Here is a 23,002-nt window from a genome sequence, read left to right on the forward strand (position 1 = left end):
TGGTAGAAAAGAATAACCCTATCAAAAAACAAGCAAATAGTTACAAATAAGCTTGAATAAAAACCAATAACTGTATAAATTAACAGGTACTGGTTTTTTATTCATGCTTATAAGGTTAACTATGCTGCTGCAACTTAACATTCAAAATTTTGCCATTGTCCGTTCATTAGATATTGATTGGCAAGCGGGTATGACGACAATTACCGGTGAAACGGGTGCGGGTAAATCAATTGCCATTGGTGCGCTGGGTTTATGTCTAGGCGACAGAGCAACAACGAATGTTGTTAGGCCAAATTGCAAAAAAGCCGATTTAGCTGCAACGTTTGACATCAATAAAAATAAAATGGCAAAAGCCTGGTTAAAACTGCATGAGCTGGTGTCAGAGCATGGCAGTGAGTGCATACTTCGTCGTGTTATATCGGCTGAAGGGCGGTCAAGGTCTTATATTAATGGCAGCCAAGTGCCGTTAGTACAGTTAAAAGAGATTGGGCAACTATTAATTAATATACATGGTCAACACGATCATCAACTCATTGTTAAAGCTAGCCAACAGTGCCGCTTACTCGATAATTATGCTAATCATCCAACACTACTGAGTGAAGTAAAACATTATTCACAGCAATGGCATAAACTCAATAAAGAATTAGAAACACTGCAACAAAGTAAACAGCAGCGGGAAGCTGAGCAGCAACTCATTCAATATCAAGTGACTGAACTCGATGAGTTCTCTTTACAGCCCGATGAGTTTACAACATTAGAGCAAGACTATAAAAGACACAGTAATGCCCAAGACTTACTTGATACAACCCTAAGCTCATTACAACTGCTCTCTGAAAATGATAATTTTAATATTTTGGACGCGTTAAGAGAATGCAGTGAAAACATCAACTCAATAGCGCGTGTTGATACGCAATTAAACGATGTCGCCACGATACTAAACAATACCCTCATTCAATTAGATGAAGCAAATAACGATTTAACGCACTATTACCAACAATTAGAATTAGATCCGCAAAGTTACGCCATCATCGAGGAACGATACTCCACGGCTTTGCAATTAGCCAAGAAACATCAACTTTCACCGGAAAATTTAGTTAACTTTCATAGCGAATTAAAACAACAACTTGCATCAATATCTGGTGATGAGACGCGAATTAATGCCATTATTGAAGAGTTAGAACAAACTAAGCAGCATTATTATGACCGCGCAGAGGCATTATCAAGTTCAAGAATAAAATCAGCCAAAAGTCTTAGTAAGCGCATCAGCAAAAGCATGCAAGAATTGAATATGCCCCATGGACAATTCTATATTGCTGTCGAAAGCAATAAGCAAGCCGACAGTGGCAAAGAAATCATCAATAGTAATGGCGCTGATATTATCAGTTTTAAAGTCAGTATTAACCCAGGTCAAGCACTTGAGGCTATGCACAAAGTTGCTTCAGGGGGAGAGTTGTCACGTATCAGCCTAGCCATGCAGGTTATTTTAGCCGATAAAGTTATTACCCCAACACTCATCTTTGATGAAGTAGATGTTGGTATTAGCGGGCCGACCGCCGCTATGGTCGGTAAAAAGCTACAACAACTCTCTAAAAATACCCAAGTAATTTGTGTTACCCACTTGCCACAGGTTGCCTGTAAAGGCCACCAACAACTTTTTGTTAGTAAAATAACCGATGGTAAGTTGACAGAAACTCGAGTAAGTGAACTAAGTGCAGAAAATCGGGTCAAAGAAATTGCCCGTTTGTTAGCGGGTGATAAAATATCTCAGCACAGTTTAGCAAATGCCCAAGAGCTATTAGCGGGCTAATAGCTCTTGCATGCTATCGACATAGCTATCATTGGCCTACTAACAAGTGTTCTCCTTGTCACTAGCGAGTAATCAAGCTAGTGTTTTTTAAACGGATGCAATAAATAGCTTTGCATCCATGCTGGGCTTGGGTATTATCCCTGCTCACATTTTTAGCCTGTTTTTTTGAGCTACTTAAAGGTAAATAAATTTTATGTATTTTCGTGTTGCCATTATTATCACAGCCCTCACGTTATCTTCCTGCTCTAGTTGGGTATATCGCTATGATGTTCCACAAGGAAATTACCTTGAACAAAAGAGTATTGATAAATTACAAGTCGATATGACCAAGGAACAAGTTAAATTTATTCTCGGTAGCCCAGTTGTCGTTGACGCGTTCGATAATGATACCTGGAGCTATATCTACAAGTTAAAGTCGGGCCGTAGTAAAAAATTCGATCTGAGAAAACAGTTTATCATTAAGTTTTCCGACGACAAGTTAGTTTCTGCCTCTGGAGATTTTAAACTTTCTGATAAGTTTAATACCCCGTTCAATGCTCCTGCTGGAGAAGAAGAATCAGACACTAATAACAAGTTCAATGCCAAACAAGGTGACGTGGTCACTGAGGGTAAGCAAGATGAAGATAAGCCTGGTGAAAACAAAGCAGCAATTAAAAATTAATAGCACTTTAGTTAACTGGCTTTAACTTGATAGTTGAATCTGTATCCTTAATTTTTTCATCCTTTAGCTTATTTAGCAATAAATAAAGCTCATAAAAAAACGGCTTTTATGCCGTTTTTTATTGCCTTAAGCTATGCCTGAACATAGCCAGAAATTGAGTCGCTACTTCTTTGCCTCAACTCGTAGTGGGTTAACCCGACCACCGGTTGTTTTATCTGCTCGACCTTCTCGCTTGGCTTTTTCTGCCCGACGTTTCCTTACATCTTTAGGGTCAGCGAGAAGAGGACGATACACTTCAATTCTATCGAGATCATTGATCAAATCCGCTAGCTTGACCGCCCTATTCCACACACCTACTTTATTAACCTTTAAATCTATATCAGGAAACAAGTCGATTATTCCTGACTCGATAATGGCTTGTTCTACTGTAGTTCCCATCGCAAGCACTAAAGTTAATATTTTTTGCTTGTGCGGAACACCATAAACAACTTCAATAGTGACTTTATCCACGACTATTACATCATTAATATTTTTTAACGCCGTGCTATCAACGGTCATAATTAACCATTAACTCCGTATATTTCTTTGGCTCGTTGCGTAAACACTTGTACCAAGTTGTTACTAAAATGGCTAAAAATTTTACCAAAGGCTAATGAAACGAGTTTATTTGAAAACTCATATTCTAACTCTAAGCTTATTTTACAAGCGTCATCAGACAAGGGCGTTAGTAACCAATAGCCTTCAAGACTTTTAAAGGGTCCATCAACCAGAGATAGCTTTATTTTTTCATTAGAGATCATAGTATTTTTAGTCGTGAACCACTTACTTAACCCCCCTTTGGAGACAAGCAAGGCTGCAGTTACCGTGTCATCATCTTGAGCAATAATTTTACTGTCATTACAATCAGGTAAAAAAGTAGGGTAAGCGACAATATCATTTATTAACTGATACATTTGTTCAACACTGTGCATAACTAACGCACTACGACTTATGGTTGGCATTCTCTCTCCACCTTTTTTCACCTATTGCTCACAAAATAATGGCACTATCATAACAAAACACAGCTAAAACCGCATTAATCTAGTCATTTTTCTAAAAAACACTAATTTGCCATGTAAAAAAGCCTTTATGTCGGTATAATCACCGCGCTTGCTGCTTGTTATGGCAACGAAAAATGGAACAAAAAATGGCTAAAAAGAAATCTAAAAATAAATCCAATAGCAATACCATCGCTTTAAATAAAAAGGCTAGGCACAACTATACCCTAACCGATAAGTTTGAAGCGGGTATGAGTTTGCAAGGTTGGGAAGTTAAAAGCATAAGAAGTGGTAAAGTTAACATTTCTGATTGTTACGTCCATATAAAAAACCGAGAAGCCTATTTACTCGGTGCTGAAATAATGCCCCTTAATGCGGCCTCTAGTCATGTTGTCTGTGATCCTAACCGCGATAGAAAATTATTACTTAACCAACGAGAACTAGATAAACTTATTGGCGCTGTTGAACGTGACGGTTATTCTCTGATTGCCACCGCCATGTATTGGAAGCAATGTTGGGTAAAACTAGAATTCTATTTAGGTAAAGGTAAGAAAGATCACGATAAACGTGCTGAAATTAAAGACAGAGAGTGGGCTGTTGATAAAGGACGTTTAATGAAGAACAAAAATCTGGACCGTTAAATTGATTATTTAGATAAGTGGTTAAAAATTACCACGTTGTCTATTCATGTTTAGCGTTGTATAATGAGATTATAGGCATATCGAGTCTATGATAATATTAGAAATAGTATTAGCAAAATAGAATAGAAAAAAGTAGAAAAGTAAACTTTGGGGCGGATCTAGGATTCGACAAGATTCATGAAACCCAAGGTGCATGCCCAGGGGCGGTTTGCCTGGTAAAAAGCCGTAAAAACTATAATTGCTAACGACGATACGTTCGCACTAGCCGCTTAGGCTAGCCATCGCCTTGAAATCTCTCCTATTGGTTAGAGGATCGATGGTCACCCTAAATAGGATAGCGAGGGAAGCACGCTTAAGGCTGAACCGCGAAATAGTATTAAGCTCACCATGACGAAGCCTGTCGCTTGGCGTCCAATTGGTTAAATAAATAAGCGACTAAGCATGTAGTACCGAGGATGTAGGCTTTTTGGACGGGGGTTCGATTCCCCCCCGCTCCACCAAATAAAGACCTTTTTAATCCATTAGTTATACCTAGTAACTTTTAGATTTGGCCATAGACAAGTCATTGTTTATGATAAGGAAACCGCTTAATTGCGGTTTTTTTATGTCTGAAATTTGTTATAAACGACAAGGTACTTATATTTATTGATACCCATGATAATGAGTAATCACCATAATTTATCTAGGTGATCTGATAAGTTTTTCATTACTAGTTAGCTTGAGTTTGTTTCCTTGCTTGACGTGTCGCGATGGCGACGACAAATCATTTAACGTTACTCTGCCCCCAATTAGTACAGAGGATAAGCGACCACCCAAGCAGAGCTCTCATCACCTTGTTTATCAAATTTATATTTAACCGAAGAAAATCCACAGACTTTTACAAGACCATTAAAGTCAAACGGTTGTTTTGCTCCTGCTTTTGATTCCATGAATGCAGCATCGCTTGGTATAATAATTTTCTCATGTTCGGCTGAGATCACAAATGCGGCTTCAGCCAATATGAGATCATTATTATGACGCTTGATTACCTCAGCATTCCCTAAACTGTTTCCATCTAAATCTCTAAACTCAAACTCTTCTGGATGATTAATTTCAATAACCTCACCGTCATTAAGTTGATAGGTAATTAACATGTTTACCATTGTTTATTCTCCCAATTTAATTTGTTTTTTTTGTGAATTAGAGGGCTTTGCTCGACCATAACCGAGTAAGCCAATCTGATGACATATTACGTTAAAATAACAAACTATTATTGATATGAACACACCTAAAGTCAGATACTGCTGTTAATAAAGAGTTAGTCATCATAGTCCGAGCAGCTGATGTTAGAATAATGATTAACAGTGAGTGTCCTCGTTAATTTCAGACTTAGGCATAATAACCACTAAACTTAACAAAGGTAAATAAGCTTAGTTTATTGATTTAAACAGACAACAGTTATTATAGATGGCCTAATAAGTTACTTTTTATTGCCCAGTTAATTAAAATCCTACTTCGATGAGTTCTGCATTAAAGGCGGCTACATCGCAATCTTCACTAACACTACAGTGTTTAGTATGAAATTCTATTGCCAAATCATAGCCTTTTAATGCTGCTATTTTTGACCACTCTAATGCTTGGTTTATTTTATTGCTGTCAAGATACAAACGAGCTAAATTAAGTTGGCCTTGAACATATCCTTTATTGGCAGATTCCAAGAAAAATCTCTCAGCGTCTTCTAAATTTACTTTAATATCAGCACGTAACATAAAAGATAAACCGATTTTATTTTCACGATAACCTTCTACCTTCCTATTAACACCGAGGTTTGGTGTCAGTACTATGGTGCCAAATAACTTTGAGTTTTTCGGACGTAGCACCAACAATACCGTCTCGTTTTGATAAAGGTTAATAAGTTTCTCGCGGGTAAATACATGATGCTTTTTATTGAAATACTTGTCATTTAAGACCTTGGCACCTCGAATGTCACTTGCTAAAGAGGACTCGTTTTCAAAAAGAAAGCGTGAAAACACCAAAGAAACTGTGTTAGGAGTAAGGCTGACCACCTTGCCCAAGACATACTTTTTATTGGGTATTATTTTATCGTTAATACTCGTTTGATCAATATAATAAAAATCATTAATTTTAGGGCTTTCAATATATTCTTTACTGAGAAAACTGGCCTGATATTTATCATACTGCCAATAAGACAACGCCAGTAAAACCATAATAATGCCAGTATACATAGGGATCAAGGCATATGATTTGAATAGTTTTTTCCTAAGTATTTTATAAGCAGACGATGAAAGTGAGTCGACATCAAAAGAGCTATCACAATGGTCACAGACGATATTGATGGATTTTTTAACTGGGAAAAAGGGAATACTTTCTATATAAAAATACGCATAAGTCAGTTTTCCAATAACACTATGCTGCTTAGAACTACAAGACTGGCATGTTAAGTGATCAATAGTGATCTTATTAAATTCAATTTGTTTATATTCCATTGGAGTAACCTTGTAATTTACTAACTAATAGTATTGATTAGCTAGGTTTTATCTATATAAATTGATTGTATCATCAGAGACAGAGCCAGATGTAAAAAAATCACGCACGAAGTGGTGAATTAAATCTTTGTTAGAACAGCCTAATTATAAAATTAAAGTGCAGGTATTATTAGCAAAGATTGAAGCCGCTTTAAGAAGGGAAATCAGCAGACATATATGTCTGCTATATTTATTAATCCATTATTCACACCAAGTAACTTTCAGCCAACAACATAGGCAAGCCTTTGTTTATAATACTAAAAAACCACTTAATTGTGGTTTTTATGTCTATGCTTTCATATACAAGAAATAATACGTATTTTATTGATGCCCATCTGGTACTCATTAATTACATTAGAAGAAAATAGGCTGCGAACAAGGCAGTTTTTTAATATAATTATACTCTAAAATATTTCCCTGTATGCTTGCTTCGAGATCATGGTTTACTCAAGTATTGTGGATGAAAATCGATAACTAGAGCACTACCAAAAAGCTAAGCTATCAGTTAATATTCGCTCGCCAGATTAATTACCCCCTGTTGACCAAGGAAAACCATTAGAAAAATGCTGTATTTATTTGTTATTTTTGTTGGAGCTTTTTTATTATTTCAACTTCAACCATTAATTGCCAAGTTGATTTTACCTTTGTTTGGCGGCGGGGCAGCAATATGGACTGCCTGCTTGTTGTTTTTTCAAGGCTTTTTATTATTAGGCTATTTATATTCACATTATCTGACCAAACTGAATAAGTTAAAGACCCAAGTAATAGTACACGTAACTTTATTGATGATAAGTTTGGTGTTTTTACCACTGGCGTTGAATTTCAATTTTAAGCCATATTTGTCAAAACTAATGGGTGACTCGCCATTATTTGAAATTGTTTTTATTTTAATACTTTCAATAGGCTTGCCCTATTTTTTATTATCATCAACCGGGCCCTTAGTGCAAAGGTGGTTGACCTATAAAGATAGTACCAAGCTACCTTATAAGCTTTATTCATTGTCCAATACTGCCTCCTTACTAGCTTTGTTGAGCTACCCTTTTATTTTTGAACCACAATTTACCCTGAGCAATCAAATACTCATTTGGTCAATTGGTTATACCATTTTTGTTTTAGGGTTTGTCAGTTTAGCGTTAGTCATGTTTAAACAAACACACTTAGCAACAAATATGTTAGCCGCAAAGATTAAAACCGACGCTCAAAAATGTAGTAAAACGGTGATTGCCTTATGGTTGATGTTATCTGCCACTGGCGTGGTATTGTTAGTTTCAACGACTAATGCCATGACACAAAATATCCCGCCAATGCCTTTTTTATGGATATTACCTCTGTGTATTTATTTGCTTACTTTTATTATTAGCTTTCATAGTCCTCGTTGGTATGTGCGCTGGTATTGGTTTGTTTTATTTGTAATTAGCTCTTTTACTGCTGTTTTTATGTTTTTTATTGGCTCTCAATTCGACATTATTTCTCAAGTCGTTATTTATTGCGTGATCTTGTTTTCTGCTTGCATGCTATGTCACGGAGAGTTAGCAAGACTGAAGCCATCGATAGAGCACTTAACCCTATTTTATTTAAACATGTCTTTAGGTGGTTTTTTAGGCAGTGTTTTTGTTGCTTTTGTTGCTCAAAATTTATTCACTCAGTTTTTAGAATTTCCTTTGGCTATTTTAGCGGTTTATTTGTTATTTTATTTTTGCTGCCAAGTCAACAATCACCTTGATGAACATACTTCTGACCAAGACGTTAATCGACATAAAATTATCTTTCGTGAAAAATTATTAGCACGAGCAAGCCTAGTTTCAGCGTTGATTTTATTTGTGTTTTTTAGTTACCTTAATCATTTATTTGCCGAAAGTAATATCGATAGTAGCAGGAATTTTTATGGTATTTTAAGTGTGAAAGATGTAAAGATTAATAATATTATAGAACGTCGGTTAATTGATGGCAGTACCTCACATGGCACTCAATATTTAGTGACTAATCTTAATAATAAGGATGTTAGTGATGATGTTACGCCAAGAAGCTATTACCGTCAAAATACTGGCGTGGCTATTGCGTTAGAACAGATAAGGGCAACCTTGCCATTAAAGGTCGGTATTATTGGTCTTGGTGCGGGTACTCTGGCCGCTTATGGTCAAGCTGGTGATGAATATAGGTTTTATGAATTAAATCCTGATGTACTGTTAATGGCAAATAAGCATTTTAGCTATTTGTCAAAATCAAAAGCTAACATTGAAATAATACTAGGCGATGGTAGGGTTTCATTGGCGAATGAAAAAAACAACAATTTTGATGTTTTAGTGATCGATGCTTTTTCGGGTGATTCAATACCGACCCATTTACTGACGGAAGAAGCCTTAGTTATTTATTTTCAGCAATTAAAATTTGACGGTATTTTAGCGATTCATATCTCCAATAGTCATTTAGATTTAACTCGGCTGACTATTGGACTTGCCGACGCATTTAATAAACAAGCGTTATACTTTAAAACAACAAGAGATAAAAATAATAATGAGGCTGAGTGGGTATTATTAACCAATAATGCTGCATTCATCAATAATGCTATTGTCAGGCGTTACGCTAGTAACTGGCCTCACAGTACCAAAAAACCATTAGTTTGGACGGATGATTACAGTAATTTATTGTCGGTGCTGAAATAATTACTCTCTTTATATACCCATGACCATTGGACATGCTTGAATTTTAGCATGGCTAAGGATTTGAACTACACAGCTTTATTGTTCCAGACAAAACCTAAGTTCTCACCTCCAGGTGAGCAACGCAGTAGATGAAACTTTTTAGGCTTATAAACACGATCAGTTTGAATGATTATGGCTATAGATAACCAATAAAATAAAATAAATTAATATCCAGGTAATAAAATATGACAACGGAAAAACCGAAAAACAAACCCTTCGTGGAAATTATCTTTAACGTAGCCTTACCTTCTTGGGTGCTAATGAAGTTTTCCAGTCCTGAGTATTTTGGGGTAGTGGCAGGATTAATCATAGCCTTAGCATTCCCTCTTGGGTATGCCATTTATGATTACCTTAGAACAAAAAAAATGAACCTAATATCTGTCTTTGGCTTTTTAAGTACCCTATTAACCGGTGGGATTGCGCTGTTTGAGTTAAGTGTCCATTGGCTCGCAATAAAAGAAGCCTCTATACCGGCGTTAATCGCTGTGTTTGTCGTGTTCTCTGGTGTGTATGGTAAACCTTTAATCGCAAAATTATTATTGAATGAGTCAATGTTTAAGGTCGAACTGATATATGAAAAACTTTGTGCATCAGGGAATACTGAGGCATTTAAAGCTAAAATAGGCTTTGCTAATAAGTTGTTGGCATTAACGTTTGTCTTTTCAGCCGTAATGAATTATTTGTTAGCAACGTGGCTTGTAACGAGTCCTGCAGGGACAGTTTCTTTTAATGAAGAACTTGGTTATATGACCTTAATGAGTTATCCAATCATTGCCATACCCTCAATGATAATGCTTGGTGGCCTTATGTTTTATGTTACCAAGGTAATAAATAATTTAACGGGTTATAAATTTACTGATTTATTGGTAGAACAATAAATCAGTGGCAGTAAATAATTTATAAGGGAAAATAATAGCTACATTTGCAAAGGACTGCTTCTTCAGGAAAACACCAAGAAAATACCAGACACCCACTCAAAATAATTAATACATAAGTTCAATAAATCATCGTTATTGATTTACATTGGGCCGAGTTTTACTTTGAGTATTATGGTGACGAAGAGGGTATTCAAATTAATTTAGCAAAATAGAGGTTTCACCCAATTTAAGGCACAACTAGCCTTAAGTGAGTAATTTATTTAGAAGGAGCATGTTAATTAAGCCAGCAACTTTTGGCAAATTGACACCGTTGCTCGTTTTTTTAAGTGTTGATGTTCGCAAAAATCCGTAAGTGCTTGCGTTCTACCCACAGCGCCATGAAAACATTGTCTAAACTGGGTGGTTAATACTAACCAGTTTTGGGTACTAATGCCTAAGCGGCTTAATATTTCAGGTTGGGCTTTGTCTATATAACCATGTTTATCGGCTCGAATACAACGGCCGGTTCAATCAAGCAATTGGATATAGTCATTTAATGCAAACGCTAAACCTATAGGCATGTTCTTTCTTGGATTGCCGATAAAGTGCAGTAGTTGTTGGGCTTGTTGCCCTTTAATTGCGGCTTTTATCCGTCGTTAAATACTGGTGTAGTTCGATGTTTCTGGGGTTTTAGCTACCTTAGCTCTAATGGGGTTTAAATCGACATAAGCCATACAAGCTATTAATGCGGCGTCATCAAGCAAGGCTGGAGATTTAAAACGCCCTTCCCAAAATCGTCCAGTGCAGCCATCTTCTCGATTGGCTTGTTTAGCGATAGTTTCATTTAAGATACGCATAAACCAACTGATATCCATCAATCGCTGACGATAAACCTTGGCGGTTTGTTCGACGACCTGTTGTAAGGTGTCAATAAGTGGCTCACCGCGTAAATATTGTTGCGTTAGCAAGGTTCCTTTAAATAGCTGATGCCAACGGCTTATCACTTCATGCATTGACCATGACTTAGCTTGCTGCTCATCAATAAAACACCAAATGGGTGTGATTACTCCCTCTCAAATAGACAAGGCATAAGCACAGACACCAATCGCAAAAACGTCACTTAATACCTGTAATTTATCGGCGAGCCAAGCACGTCTATGTTCATAACTTTGTCCGGTAAATTTATCTTCACCACATAGATATGCTCGGCGAACACAACGAGAAACACAATCATAATAAGGTGTATCAACTAAGCTTATTTGTTGTTTTCTTACCGTCGCCATAATAACTCTCAAAGATATTAATTGATGGTTATTTGGTCACATTTGATACCAATCATTTTTTCCATTTGAGTGGGTGTCTTCTACATTTCCATTTTTGCAGTAACATCAACTTGCCAAGGTAGAACCAAAATTTAGCACTATTAGGAAAAATAGCAATGGATTGGTCTATTGTTTTTTTTAATTCCTCTCAATGATTCACACGTAATAATATTTGACATAATAAAAATATAAGCACGTTTTTCTTGCTTTTCAATATTAATAATTTGAAACAGTAAGCCTTTAGCTTTCAAAAATTAATTAACTTAAAGTACTGAATCAACCTGTGTAAAATAATTTTAAATTGTCATATCTGCCACTTTTGTCATCTTATACTTCTTCAAATCCAAGTAATGAGCAAGGAGCAAGTCCTGTTTTGTTAAATATTTTATTTTTTTCTAGTGTAATAAATGAAATATCTTGATTTTTGTTAAAAAGTAAACCATTTTCCATATTTAATAATAAGCCATCGAGAAACTCTTTAACTTGTCCTTTTAATGCAACAGTAATTTTATTCTGCTCAATGTTAGTGATATATCCAAAATAATTTTCTTTATAACTACAGACGAATTGATCGTTATATATAGGGAGTTTTTGCTGTATTAACCATCTAGATTCAACTGAAATTTTTATATCGTTACTGATTTCTACTGGCCTAGGCTCTAATGGTGGTATACCAAGTAATTGCTGCAATGTCTGTGGTTCGCTAAAGCGATGTTGTAAATCATACTCCGGATCCAACATAGCATTATTTACAATTATCTCTCGCGTACTAATTATATCTTTTCCTAATGAAATGTTTTTAAAGTCTACTTCATCAAAGTAGTTATTTAAAAAGCCCATTAAATCAGCCAAAGAATCAAAGACTTCTGGCTTATTTTTAAGTTCCTTTATTATATTAGGTAATAGTATTAATTTATCTTCAGGGAGTTTTGCTAGATTGTTATTTAATCTATTAATACTGCTATAAAAGTTATGAAGCTGTTGTTTTTCTTTTTCATATATTTTATCTAACATTGTATAACGTAATGTCATAGCCTGTGTGATAGGTTGATCAAGATATTCACAATACCAGCCACAAGCCATTGTTTGGCTAAATTCAGGATTGAGTAGGTTGATTGTGTATTTATCATCATCACCTACTAGTGTGATGTTTTTAAAAGAGTAGGTCTGAGCATCTGAACGTTTTTTCCATTCGATTGAAGCAAGAACTTTTAAATTATAACGTTTAAATAGGTCATTTTCTCTAGAAGAAGCAACTAACCACTTTTTCTGGTTTACTTGATATAAAGACTGTAACAGTTGTTTGTTTTCTAGTTGTTCTAATGGGACTGTATTTGAGCAACCACTTAATAATAAACAGCAAATAAAAGCTGTAATAAGAATAAAGGTAGAGGGTAGTTTGTTCATTGTCATAAGTAATACTTTATATTAATTCACTGTTTATAGTTAAGCAAAAAACAAGCCAGTTTCAACCGGATTTTTATCAATACTTATTAATATGTTCACGGCTAACGCTGCCTAAGTGATTACCTTGAAAGGCAAAGGCATAATAAGTTTTTTATTTTATGATTCATTTGGACTATATTTCACTAAAGTCAATTTCATAAGTAAAGTTGACTGTCATATTGGGAAATTGTTTACTCAAAAGGGACAATACACCACCAACATAAATTTCAACAATGCCTGATACTCCACTATCTATATTGATAGTGGTGTATTCTACAAATGCTATTTCAGCGGTAGAGTCACTAAAAACGACTCCGTCAGGAGAGAAGACTACACCGTCGCCACTATCATTATGGGGGCGTACTACAATACGTACAGTAGTACTCGGGGTCGCGTACACTTTATAGTGTCCTCTGCTGCCCATAGTTCCAGTACAAATAACTCCTGAAGTGTTTGTCAAAGTACTGGTGTCAAAGGTTAAATTACAAGAGCCTGTACTTATGGCTATTTCAGAGCCGAAAGAAGTGGTAGACACTTGTACTATATAGGGTTCTGCGTAAATGGCAGATGAATAGAATACAATGAAAAAAAAGTACTTTAACTTGCTCATTAGTGGTTCCTTGTTAATTGTTAATACATCAAGATTTTCACATAATGTTATAGATTTATTTTGTACGTAAATCTTCAGTTTTACGTATCCAGGTGTTACTTTTCCATGGTTCAATTAACAACTGAACCGCATTTTCAGCTTGAATTCGAGTAGAATAATGACCTTTTAATAATAAATAGCGTACAGTATTTTGTGTTTCTTGCGTCAGTTGATAAAACTCATTTTTATCAACTTTGTCGTGATTCTGTTTTGTTGATATATCACTCATTATCGCATCGATTGTACTTTTATTATCGGCAGCTATTAATTGGATGGTAAAACCGTTTAATGCTATTTTATCCATAGCTTTTAACTTATTTATATCCTTTGATATACTCAAATATTTTACTAAAGTATGAATCCCTTTTAATTGTAATTTATCAGAATATAGTTGAGCTTGTTCTTTTGAATCAAATTGGCCTGCAATTATTCGATACATATTTATGTTGGCATCAAAGTAGCTCGTTGTTTTCACATTAGCAGATTGCATTTTTACTATAAAATCATCAGGTAAATCTTTCGTACTTAACGCTGAGACTTGAACAATCCACTGTGTGGCCTTTATCTTTTTATTTTCTAATTTGGCAGTTAAGTTTTTTAGTGACCTCGTCGTTTTAAGTGTTTGCTCAGCTCCTTGGGATAAAAACTTTAAATTACGTTGCGGTTGTATATTTTCTTCTAGAACTTTTGTTGTACGCAATGGTGATAATATTTTATTTTTTATGACCGTAACTTTTTCTAAAGTCTTAATATTTAATAATTGTTCAACTTCCAAAATAGCCTCATAATTATCAGAAGTAGGAAGTACAGTTCGTATTGTTGAAATGTTCTCTTGACCTAATGGGACAGCAGTAATAATGCCTAATTCAAAATACCCGCCCGCAGGTGGCGTCGTAAAAGCTAAACTTTCAGGGTCACTTTTTAAGTTACGTGATGAAAGGGCTTTATCCTTTATATTGATTGTATAAGCATTTGGATCTAGCTCTTCAAACTCAAAAAAACCATCTTCATCCGTGGTAACTTCATCAATCAAGTTGTTGTTATTTTTTATTTGTACTTTTGCGCCAGTAAAAGGTTTGCCGTTAATATCATTAAATAAAACAAAGCCTGTCACCGTAGTTGTTACCACAAAAGGTATTTCAGCGGTAATATGGCTACCGGGATGCGTGAAAACAGTATAGCTATTGGTTGAAGGATAAACACCATCATTCCAACTTGCTCGAAATCTTGTCGGGGCAAAAGTATTAACAAATGGTAGTGTCGCTTTACCGTGTGCATTTGAACGTATATCTTGCCATTCAGCGGAGGGTGTATAACTTACATTCGGTAAAGCTACATCTCCTGCATCGAGTCGCTGGTTATTATTTAGGTCTAAGTAACTATTAATATCTAATGTACCTGAATTCCCTATGTTTTTATTACTTATTATCCAGTCATTATTGTTATTATCGAAACCGACTGAAAAGCTAACGCCTAAGCCAACAGACCATTGATTTAGAGCATCATATGAAAATGAAGAGTTAAAAAAGGCTTTAGAGGTATGCCATACTAATGAGTTCTCTAAACGCCAGTGAGTCTTACTTTGAGGAAGATATTCTACTCTGTTGTGTAAGCTGATTTGATCAGATAAAGACCAGTGATTATTGAAGTAAAGTGAATTTATTTCTGCATTTTTTTTAAGGTTATAAATTAAACCACCAGCGATTCTTATAGTAGGACTTAATCTACCGGCAATATTAATGTTCCCTGTAAAAAATGATGTTGATGGAGTATTTAGTTTATTTGGTGACTCTTTACGATAATTGAGATAATGCGTTAGATTAATTAACCCTAAATTTTTAGACAGGCGATTAGTAAAGTCTAAAGTATCGGTTTGTTCATTCGTTTTAAAAGACACTTGGTTAGCGCTGTAAATATCGAATATGTTAGCACTTAATGACACCTCAATAGATTCTTGATTAATACCTGTATTTTTAGTTTGAAAATCACGGTTTTTTGAATAATATATTTGATAAGTATAACCATTTCCAAGCTGGCCAATGACAGATAAATGGCTAGCATACCCTGCCTCTAATTGGTGAGCTAAACTCACGTTAAATAATGCCCCCGGTATGCTTCTGGTTAATTCTGCGCCAATAATTTGTATCTCATTACTTTCTTTTTCTGTTTGGCTTAAATTAAAACCCAGAGTGAAATCATCATTAAGACCATAATCGTATGAAAACCCGAAGGTATCTGGTTTAAACGTGCTTGTATTTTGACCATTTGTATTCAAGAGCTTATTACCTGCATCGAGAATATAGCCGTCAAACCCATATTGTTGTTTTTTTAATTGAGTCGAATCAATCTGGATGATTTTATGATGAATAATTTCTTCACCATATGGGCCATAGATCTTTATTTGAAATTTATTCACACCATATAGCGTTTTTATATCTTCAAAAACATACCGACCATCGTCAGGCACTGTTGCTGTTTGTAGTAATACTCCTCCACGATATAGTTCTATGTCCCACCCTGGAGGAGCCATATCTTCAATGGTGTATTTGCCAAAGTTTCGGCTATGATTTAAGGGGCGTTTTGATACGGTGATGCCAACGCCTGCCTGATTTCCTAAAGAAATATTATTGGATTTAGCGAAAACATCCCCGAAGGAATACTGTTTTATACCTAAAGGAAAACTTTCATAGGGTGATGCTTGATGGCGGGTAAACGTTAAATTACTCGCGATGTTATTGTCAATTTTTTTGTTAATGGTTAATTGAACATAATGATATAAAAAATCAAAATTACTTTGTAATGAAGCTCTAGATCGAGTTTCAATATCACTATTTATGGCTTCTGAAGACAATAAATTTAAATTGATATATGCTGATGGTGAACTAAATAATTGATAGGTATCTAAAATATACTCATCACCAAAAACAACATTTGTTTCAGAATTATTTTTTATATTGTTTTGTTGCAATGTATCTTTTCTACGTTCTTCTCGCGCTAAACGCTTTTCTAAAGGAAATAAAGTTTTGTTTTGGATTATTTCTATCGTTAAACGGCTCATATTGAGTAACAGTTCAGAATCTGTCAAAGCCTCAATTAACCAGTGGCTAACAAATAATTCACCTTCATCTTTTGCCCAATAAACATCTTGTTTTTTGTGATGTTTATTTGAAGAAATATAACCATTTTCAATTTGTTGTAACAAATAAATTGTGGTTGTTTTATTATCGATTGTTAGCGTAACTACACTATCGATTGTTGAAACATTATAATCCAATTCTAATATACTGAAAATTGAACTGATAGGTAGTAAAACTTGCTCATCTACTTTATATGCAGTAACAGACTCTAATAAGCGGAGTTTTTTATAATTTACATCGAGTAATAAGAATTGTTCATCCAGAACTTCAACTTTTTGGTACGTTAAAGCCTGTGTTTGAGTTGATGCTATTAATGCTATTAATGCTATTAACCTATAGAAGGGTAAACAACAACGTAGCAACCTTTTATAAATTAAAATCATCATATTATAACCTGTTAGTCAATATTATATTATATTGGCTTGAGCCGTTACAGAGCCCCAAGTGTTCTTATCTTCAGTGAAAACTATTTCAAGTTGTACTTTTGATCCTTTATTTTTCAGGATATTAATCTTGTGATGTTTTTTATTAAAATCAGCATAAATCACTGAATTATTTATCTGCCCTAGTACTCGGTCGGAATCCCGTTCCTTAATTTTTATTGTACCAACAAGTGAGCGATTTCCTGTTTTTATTTGGTCGAATGAGATCATGGTCATTCCTTGCTTTTCAATCACCTTAATGTTCTCAAAACTCATTGAGGCACTTAAGTTACCGACTCTTATTTGTATAGGCATATAATGAATGAATTTCGGTTTTATAACTACTTGTCCTACTTGTTCCTTGTTGTTTAACTCAATTTCTTGGCAGCTTAATTTAAGGTAACTAAGGTATTCTTTGTCTTCAATGTTAGGTTTACGTCTTGAGCTAATACGTACTGTTTGGTTTTGACCTGCAGTAATGTTTACCTTCCGAGGAGAAAAACGAATTAAGTTTTTTGCAGAATTGGGTACTTCGGTCGCATTCTTTGCTATTTTTTGAGGTCCTAGCTCATTCATAATGAAGTGAGCTAAAGATATGCTACAGCTTACATTACTGTTACCTGTATTACGGATGGTTAATGAATCTTTTCTGTGCTTATCATCAAAAACAAAACGATATTTTGAATAGTGTACATCTACTTTTGCATGAGCAATATTTGGAAAAGAAATATAATAAAGACAGCAAAAAATGCTTAATAGTGAGGATGTAATCTTGGTTTTAGTTGCATAGTGCATAATATAATCTCGCATAGTTTTTTAAAATACTAAAAATAAACAACTGACATTTTTTTGTCAATTTATTATTATACTTATTGTTATGCTTAAATTATGCCAATAGTTTAAAGTTGAGAGGGGTTTATGTATTTAGGTTATTATTAAGGAAGGAGTATGACTTTTATAAAAAATAATAGGTAAATATATTAATTGTTAATGATAAAAACAACTTCCCTTTAATTTAAGGGAAGTTGTTTTCAATATCTATTTATCTATTAATAAATAATAGATATATCATATGCCACGGCATAACTTTGTGATGGGTTAAGGTCATTAATTATAGTCAAAGTACCACCAACAGCTAACATGCCTGTACCAGCTGCGGGGTCAAGCGTTACATTAAAAGGAGCATCAGCAAAATAAGTGGTAATAGTATCACCTGCAGCTAATTGGTCACTATAATCACCAGCTGGTGCGAATGTAAAGTCTGTATCAGTGGCTGTGGCCATTAATATAGTCACAGTCGCGCCATTGGCACCTCCAATAGTATACTCTGCGACTACCGCATCTGTACTGCTACAACCAGTACCTGTAGTGGTATTATTTGCATCAACATTTGATGCTGGGGTGGCAGGCGTAATGACCGCAACCAGTGAACAATCAGTGCCCGCCTTACCAGTAACTGCCGTACCAAATGAAAGGGCAGCAACTTCTGTAATAGTTACATCAGCAATGGTACGAAAACTTGCACTTGCATTGAATATTGTTGCACTAACCGTTGATGCACCTAAAGCTAGAGCGATGGCGGTAGCTAGACCGGCTTTTTTAGTAAAATTATTTATCATGGTAATTCCTCAACTTGGTTTATTAAACGCTTTTGCATTCTTGATACAATTATCAATCATTGCTGGCTTAAAAGTTATATCGGTTCGTTATTTGAAAACTTTAGAAAAAATTTAATTTAATTTTTCTAATCATTTTATTTTTCGCTTGTTCATGCGTAAATAAACCACCGCTATTTTGTATATCGACTTAAATAAATAAAACTTTAAATATTATTTCACAAAAATCATTTGTTAAAATACTACTTATATTTTTTAAGTTAATAAAAGTTTCTATTTAATTAAAGGGGGATTTAAGATCCACTTAATTAAATAATCACCTATGCTCTAAGCATTTTTGATACCAACATCATTTGTTTTTATTTTATTCATTTTTTTTACTTTACTATCAATGCTTTATTTTTTTTTGTGGCGTTACAGTTTGTTGATGTTTGGTTTTTATATAGTGTTGTTGGTAACAAGCGGAATTTGTTTGCCACGGCGGCAAGTTGCTGGGTGGCAAGTTGCTGGGTGATTAGGTATTAATATTTTAATTGGCCGAGGCTTTATTTCATTAAATTAAGGTTTTATTATTCACTATGAGCAAGTCGATGACGTATTGTTCAAGCAGTTTGCTATCTGCCAAGCCCAAATAAGCGTACCTATCAAGTACATTGAGCCATTTTTCTAACTTTTTAAATACCAAACAACAGCAAACAACAGCAAAGCAACTTTTTAGAGGGGCTGGTCTTATCGAAAGGAATACCCGCTGGTACAGTCCTTTGCTTACGTCACTTAACGCATTTAAATGTATTTTTTTGAATCGTATATGGAATACTTTTGCTAAAACAGTTTGGCTATACAAAATCATTAGGTCAGCATTAAGTGAAATAGGTTATTGGCAACCCACGACTTATTGACACAGGTTGCGCTAATTGGATAGTTTCACCTTAAAAAATGAACCCTATAATGGACAAACGTTCACTTACCAGCCAAAGGATAATACCTAACCATTTGAATATATGCGATTTTATTGTGACAATAAGGGGGGCGTAGTTATTTTAGCTATTTAAGGTGTTTGGCATATATCTGGCATATATCTGGCATATATTAGATATATGTAGGTAGCTGTAAATGTAACCTAGCTTAATGACGTGACAACTCTGGTAAGTTCAGATTGTTTTGTTGATGGATAACCATTTTTTAAAAGGAGTATAAATATGAAACCTCTTAATGCACTGAAAAGTACAATGTTAATTTTGACTTTAACGGGGTGTTCTTCAACATTTTTTGATAATAGTTCTCGGGTATGTATTGGGGATAATGGTATTTATCAAAGATGTGATGCTGATAATCAAAAAAGAGGTGAAGGCCATTATATGGACAAAAAAGAAACAGGTTTACCTCAGCCATTATCATTCGACCATGCGTTGTTGCCAGATTACGTAGAACAGCTTGCAATGAATTTAAAAAACAATCTTCAAAAAGCCCCTCCTAAAGGAGCTATTGCCCTAACATCGTTCGTTCCTTTTGACTCAACATTACAGAAACGAAATGAGTTAGGTAATCAACTTTCTGAATTATTGTATACAGAAATGCATAAATTAGGTTTTATTCTTGCTGATATAAAAATAAGGGATTATATTGAGATTACTCCTATGGGCGACTTTTCATTATCAAGAGAGCAAGACCTTTTTATTGGTGATATTCATTATGAATATGTATTAATCGGCACGTTATTAAAAACGAATAAGGGTACGATTGTAAATGCAAGAATTGTAAGTGTTAAAGATAAACGCGTGATTTCTAGTGCAAAAAAAATGCTTCCTAACTTTATTTTAGTGACGTCAGACCCAAGATGATTTTTATTAGTCCGTGCCTAATGTTAAAACCCCATCTTTAGATCTGTCTATTGATCAGTTTTTCCATTTGTTATTGTATTAATTTTTTTCTTGATAATAATTTAGTGAGATTAAACCAACCATCCCCGTATGAGTTTTAACTGGCGGTGTAGGTTAAGCATTTAGAAATGGAAATATTACTAGGTTTAGTCAGGCTAATGTTCACATACTCGTTCAGTTCTGCCAAGTTTCTCTTTATCAGAAATAATATGACGAATCAAAGGACGGATAACGACAAAGTTGTTTTTAGAATTCCCTCAATTGAAGAAACGATATTGAGGGCAACGCTCCTAGACTAGAGTTTACTTTTATGTAACCGCAGGAGAATAAGCGAAATAGGTAATCAAAGAATATTTAGAGTACCGCTTTGAACGTAGAGCAAGTGATAACTTTGAAATTGAGTAATCGGCTTTAGCCGAATGTTGGACTTTCAGTCCGCGTTTTTTAAACAACCGTATTTATACTATGGTTGTTTTGTGTAAAGTAGCACCTGATAATGCAATCAACCTTGAACTAAAGGCACTCGACTTGGTGCTTGTTCAGAAGAGCTAATCGGCTTGCTACTTAATATCGCTTTAGCGACATGGGCAGGGATAAAACTTTGTGCGGAAGCCACTACTACTTTGGATGTAAGACCCACCACACGAGCATTCACTAAATAGCCACCTTGATGTTTTACTAAGTTACCTGTGACAATATATCTAATAGGAATGGTAGCCGTTAAGTCATTAAAATCACGACTTGAGATAAAATCACCCTCTTGAGTGATACGCAAGGAGTCAGTCACTTTAAAGTCAAGCACCAGGAAGCCAGCCTTATGAAGTTCATGGATCAAGCTTTCTGCTATTTGGTTGCCCAGTAAGTTTGTTTGCTGTAAATCACTGTCTAAAAGTGCAAAGCTAGTGACCGCAACAGGTGTTGTTTTATTCACGTATTGCAGATTACTGATCAAATCTTGTATTAAACCGCGCATATAAAAATTGATATTATTTGATAGGGCTTTACTGTCAAAAGCATCGACTGGTTGTTTTTTACTCATTGAGTTCCCTTGAAAGCGAAAGTTACCTTGTGAGTTAATATTCACTATTTCTGTTACAGTTACAGTTACGTCTTCTTGAACTGGTAAATCATCATAAACCATTGAACAACCTGCTAAGGAAGAGGCAATAATGAGTATGGGTAATGTATATTTCATAAGTTCACCTTAAAGCGCTTTTCGGTAAAGCATTTTATTTTTCATTGTAATTGTTTGTTTGTCGTTCCGCGAGGGCATAGGAATATAACCTGTTGCTGCGGCAATAATTTTTTGTGTTGCAAATTCGATAATACGTGCATTAACAACTAATTTATTATCATGCTCTGAATAAGTCCCCGTTAGGAAATACTCTGCTTGAATGCTAGCTGTAAGATTATTTGTATCTCTGGAGAGCATAATATCTGCATCTGATGTTATTTCAATTGCTGAAGCTGTTTTAAACTCAATTACATTCAACCCTGCCTGTGTGGCAAGCGTGATAAAACTCTCTTGAATTTGCAGACCAATATAATGCTGTACAGCTAAGTTAGGATTCTTGTTTAAGCTTATTGGCAAAAAAGTACCTATAGCAACAGATTGAGATAACTTGATGTTTTTCGCACTTGAAAATAAGTTATTGGCTAAATGAGTCACGTTTTGATGGATCTGTGTATCATTGAGGGTTTGAAAACTCCGCTCTGATTGAAAGTCGGGCGATTTTTTTACTGTGGTGCTTGCGATAAGTTCAATATCAGTACATTGATGAAATTCACCGTTATCATCAGCACATAAATGTATTGAGTCATCAAGGCTTAAACAACCTGTAGCAAGTATTGCACTTATAAAAAAAACAATAACTCTCATTGAGTTTTTAACGGAACTATTCATTGTATATTCACTGCTTATAAAAAGTGTTTTACTTGAACGTAATAGATTAATTATTTATATGCACATAATAAGCCAAAGTTAATAGGTTGCCGCTAAACAGAGTCACTCTGCTTATTAATCAGTGTCGACGGGTATGAACATCAATTTTATTATTATCAAATAATTCCCATGGCTAGTAGGGCTTTAGCTCCTTGTCGATACACCTAGATAATTTTATTTTCTAGGTGTTAAGGTTAAAGCTTGTATACGTATGACCTGCACGGTATAAAAACCATAGCCCACAGGTTAATTTTTATACTGTGCAGACCTTAGACTAATAGCCACTCCATTGCCGCTAGCTTGCACTATATTGCCCCCCTAAGCAGCTTCTAGGTAATGTTTATCTAACGCTTGAAGA

The 23,002-nt window shown here is 34.9% G+C and carries 17 protein-coding genes, 1 other RNA gene and 1 pseudogene; 7 read left to right on the top strand and 12 right to left on the bottom strand.

What is annotated here, in order from left to right; all coding sequences use genetic code 11:
• Positions 1–121: 121 nt before the first annotated feature.
• Positions 122–1,807, top strand: coding sequence for a DNA repair protein RecN (gene recN / locus ASU03_RS12945; RefSeq protein WP_057832173.1), 1,686 nt, complete (start codon positions 122–124; stop codon positions 1,805–1,807).
• A gap of 193 nt (positions 1,808–2,000) precedes the next feature.
• On the top strand, positions 2,001–2,468 hold the full coding sequence (locus tag ASU03_RS12950) for an outer membrane protein assembly factor BamE (RefSeq protein WP_057832174.1): 468 nt from the start codon (positions 2,001–2,003) through the stop codon (positions 2,466–2,468).
• Positions 2,469–2,630: 162 nt separating this feature from the next.
• Here ASU03_RS12950 and ASU03_RS12955 read toward each other — a convergent pair whose 3' ends face one another.
• Together ASU03_RS12955 and ASU03_RS12960 are read right to left on the bottom strand one after the other, a co-directional pair.
• Entirely contained in the window at positions 2,631–3,026 is a 396-nt protein-coding gene (locus tag ASU03_RS12955) for an RnfH family protein (RefSeq protein WP_057832175.1), read from the bottom strand.
• Positions 3,027–3,028: 2 nt separating this feature from the next.
• On the bottom strand, positions 3,029–3,469 hold the full coding sequence (locus ASU03_RS12960; protein ID WP_057832176.1) for a type II toxin-antitoxin system RatA family toxin: 441 nt from the start codon (positions 3,467–3,469) through the stop codon (positions 3,029–3,031).
• 185 nt (positions 3,470–3,654) lie between these two features.
• On the opposite strand from ASU03_RS12960, the gene smpB reads away from it, so the two are divergent.
• Both smpB and ssrA read left to right on the top strand, forming a co-directional pair.
• On the top strand, positions 3,655–4,146 hold the full coding sequence (gene smpB / locus ASU03_RS12965) for an SsrA-binding protein SmpB (protein ID WP_057832277.1): 492 nt from the start codon (positions 3,655–3,657) through the stop codon (positions 4,144–4,146).
• 149 nt (positions 4,147–4,295) lie between these two features.
• Positions 4,296–4,646, top strand: a transfer-messenger RNA (tmRNA) gene (ssrA, locus tag ASU03_RS19995).
• 288 nt (positions 4,647–4,934) lie between these two features.
• Here ssrA and ASU03_RS12970 read toward each other — a convergent pair.
• Both ASU03_RS12970 and ASU03_RS12975 read right to left on the bottom strand, forming a co-directional pair.
• On the bottom strand, positions 4,935–5,288 hold the full coding sequence (locus ASU03_RS12970) for a hypothetical protein (RefSeq protein ID WP_057832177.1): 354 nt from the start codon (positions 5,286–5,288) through the stop codon (positions 4,935–4,937).
• A gap of 339 nt (positions 5,289–5,627) precedes the next feature.
• Positions 5,628–6,632 (bottom strand): sel1 repeat family protein, encoded by a 1,005-nt coding sequence (locus ASU03_RS12975; RefSeq protein ID WP_057832178.1) that lies wholly within the window; start codon positions 6,630–6,632, stop codon positions 5,628–5,630.
• 602 nt (positions 6,633–7,234) lie between these two features.
• On the opposite strand from ASU03_RS12975, the gene ASU03_RS12980 reads away from it, so the two are divergent.
• On the top strand, positions 7,235–9,334 hold the full coding sequence (locus tag ASU03_RS12980; protein WP_057832179.1) for a spermidine synthase: 2,100 nt from the start codon (positions 7,235–7,237) through the stop codon (positions 9,332–9,334).
• Between the two features lie 224 nt (positions 9,335–9,558).
• Entirely contained in the window at positions 9,559–10,251 is a 693-nt protein-coding gene (locus tag ASU03_RS12985; protein ID WP_057832180.1) for a VC0807 family protein, read from the top strand.
• A 278-nt stretch (positions 10,252–10,529) separates the two neighbouring features.
• Here ASU03_RS12985 and ASU03_RS12990 read toward each other — a convergent pair.
• From ASU03_RS12990 to ASU03_RS13015, 6 genes and pseudogenes are all read right to left on the bottom strand, one after another.
• Positions 10,530–11,513 (bottom strand): annotated as a pseudogene (locus ASU03_RS12990) (transposase).
• A 366-nt stretch (positions 11,514–11,879) separates the two neighbouring features.
• A complete protein-coding gene (locus ASU03_RS12995; protein WP_057832181.1) occupies positions 11,880–12,965 on the bottom strand; it encodes a hypothetical protein in 1,086 nt (361 codons plus the stop codon).
• 166 nt (positions 12,966–13,131) lie between these two features.
• Positions 13,132–13,608, bottom strand: a complete 477-nt coding sequence (locus tag ASU03_RS13000) for a hypothetical protein (protein WP_057832182.1) — start codon at positions 13,606–13,608, stop codon at positions 13,132–13,134.
• Between the two features lie 55 nt (positions 13,609–13,663).
• Positions 13,664–17,170: a carboxypeptidase regulatory-like domain-containing protein gene (locus ASU03_RS13005; protein WP_057832183.1), complete on the bottom strand. Its 3,507-nt coding sequence runs from the start codon at positions 17,168–17,170 to the stop codon at positions 13,664–13,666.
• A gap of 21 nt (positions 17,171–17,191) precedes the next feature.
• Positions 17,192–18,001: a hypothetical protein gene (locus ASU03_RS13010; protein ID WP_157465895.1), complete on the bottom strand. Its 810-nt coding sequence runs from the start codon at positions 17,999–18,001 to the stop codon at positions 17,192–17,194.
• A gap of 254 nt (positions 18,002–18,255) precedes the next feature.
• Complete coding sequence (locus ASU03_RS13015; protein WP_057832185.1) at positions 18,256–18,825, bottom strand: hypothetical protein; 570 nt, start codon at positions 18,823–18,825, stop codon at positions 18,256–18,258.
• A 1,196-nt stretch (positions 18,826–20,021) separates the two neighbouring features.
• On the opposite strand from ASU03_RS13015, the gene ASU03_RS13025 reads away from it, so the two are divergent.
• On the top strand, positions 20,022–20,663 hold the full coding sequence (locus ASU03_RS13025; RefSeq protein WP_057832187.1) for a FlgO family outer membrane protein: 642 nt from the start codon (positions 20,022–20,024) through the stop codon (positions 20,661–20,663).
• Positions 20,664–21,204: 541 nt separating this feature from the next.
• Here ASU03_RS13025 and ASU03_RS13030 read toward each other — a convergent pair.
• A complete protein-coding gene (locus ASU03_RS13030) occupies positions 21,205–21,897 on the bottom strand; it encodes a FlgO family outer membrane protein (protein ID WP_057832188.1) in 693 nt (230 codons plus the stop codon).
• Between the two features lie 9 nt (positions 21,898–21,906).
• The gene (locus ASU03_RS13035; RefSeq protein ID WP_057832189.1) at positions 21,907–22,605 is read right to left on the bottom strand and encodes a FlgO family outer membrane protein; all 699 of its coding nucleotides are present in this window, start codon (positions 22,603–22,605) and stop codon (positions 21,907–21,909) included.
• Positions 22,606–23,002 lie beyond the last annotated feature (397 nt).

This window comes from Colwellia sp. TT2012, from assembly GCF_001440345.1.
GTDB lineage: Bacteria > Pseudomonadota > Gammaproteobacteria > Enterobacterales > Alteromonadaceae > Colwellia.

Bases quoted from the DNA above. Each gene is read 5' to 3' on its own strand.
- recN (WP_057832173.1), top strand. From the start codon at position 122: ATGCTGCTGCAACTTAACATTCAAAATTTTGCCATTGTCCGTTCATTA.
- ASU03_RS12950 (WP_057832174.1), top strand. From the start codon at position 2,001: ATGTATTTTCGTGTTGCCATTATTATCACAGCCCTCACGTTATCTTCC.
- ASU03_RS12955 (WP_057832175.1), bottom strand. From the start codon at position 3,026: ATGACCGTTGATAGCACGGCGTTAAAAAATATTAATGATGTAATAGTC.
- ASU03_RS12960 (WP_057832176.1), bottom strand. From the start codon at position 3,469: ATGCCAACCATAAGTCGTAGTGCGTTAGTTATGCACAGTGTTGAACAA.
- smpB (WP_057832277.1), top strand. From the start codon at position 3,655: ATGGCTAAAAAGAAATCTAAAAATAAATCCAATAGCAATACCATCGCT.
- ASU03_RS12970 (WP_057832177.1), bottom strand. From the start codon at position 5,288: ATGGTAAACATGTTAATTACCTATCAACTTAATGACGGTGAGGTTATT.
- ASU03_RS12975 (WP_057832178.1), bottom strand. From the start codon at position 6,632: ATGGAATATAAACAAATTGAATTTAATAAGATCACTATTGATCACTTA.
- ASU03_RS12980 (WP_057832179.1), top strand. From the start codon at position 7,235: ATGCTGTATTTATTTGTTATTTTTGTTGGAGCTTTTTTATTATTTCAA.
- ASU03_RS12985 (WP_057832180.1), top strand. From the start codon at position 9,559: ATGACAACGGAAAAACCGAAAAACAAACCCTTCGTGGAAATTATCTTT.
- ASU03_RS12995 (WP_057832181.1), bottom strand. From the start codon at position 12,965: ATGACAATGAACAAACTACCCTCTACCTTTATTCTTATTACAGCTTTT.
- ASU03_RS13000 (WP_057832182.1), bottom strand. From the start codon at position 13,608: ATGAGCAAGTTAAAGTACTTTTTTTTCATTGTATTCTATTCATCTGCC.
- ASU03_RS13005 (WP_057832183.1), bottom strand. From the start codon at position 17,170: ATGATGATTTTAATTTATAAAAGGTTGCTACGTTGTTGTTTACCCTTC.
- ASU03_RS13010 (WP_157465895.1), bottom strand. From the start codon at position 18,001: ATGCACTATGCAACTAAAACCAAGATTACATCCTCACTATTAAGCATT.
- ASU03_RS13015 (WP_057832185.1), bottom strand. From the start codon at position 18,825: ATGATAAATAATTTTACTAAAAAAGCCGGTCTAGCTACCGCCATCGCT.
- ASU03_RS13025 (WP_057832187.1), top strand. From the start codon at position 20,022: ATGAAACCTCTTAATGCACTGAAAAGTACAATGTTAATTTTGACTTTA.
- ASU03_RS13030 (WP_057832188.1), bottom strand. From the start codon at position 21,897: ATGAAATATACATTACCCATACTCATTATTGCCTCTTCCTTAGCAGGT.
- ASU03_RS13035 (WP_057832189.1), bottom strand. From the start codon at position 22,605: ATGAATAGTTCCGTTAAAAACTCAATGAGAGTTATTGTTTTTTTTATA.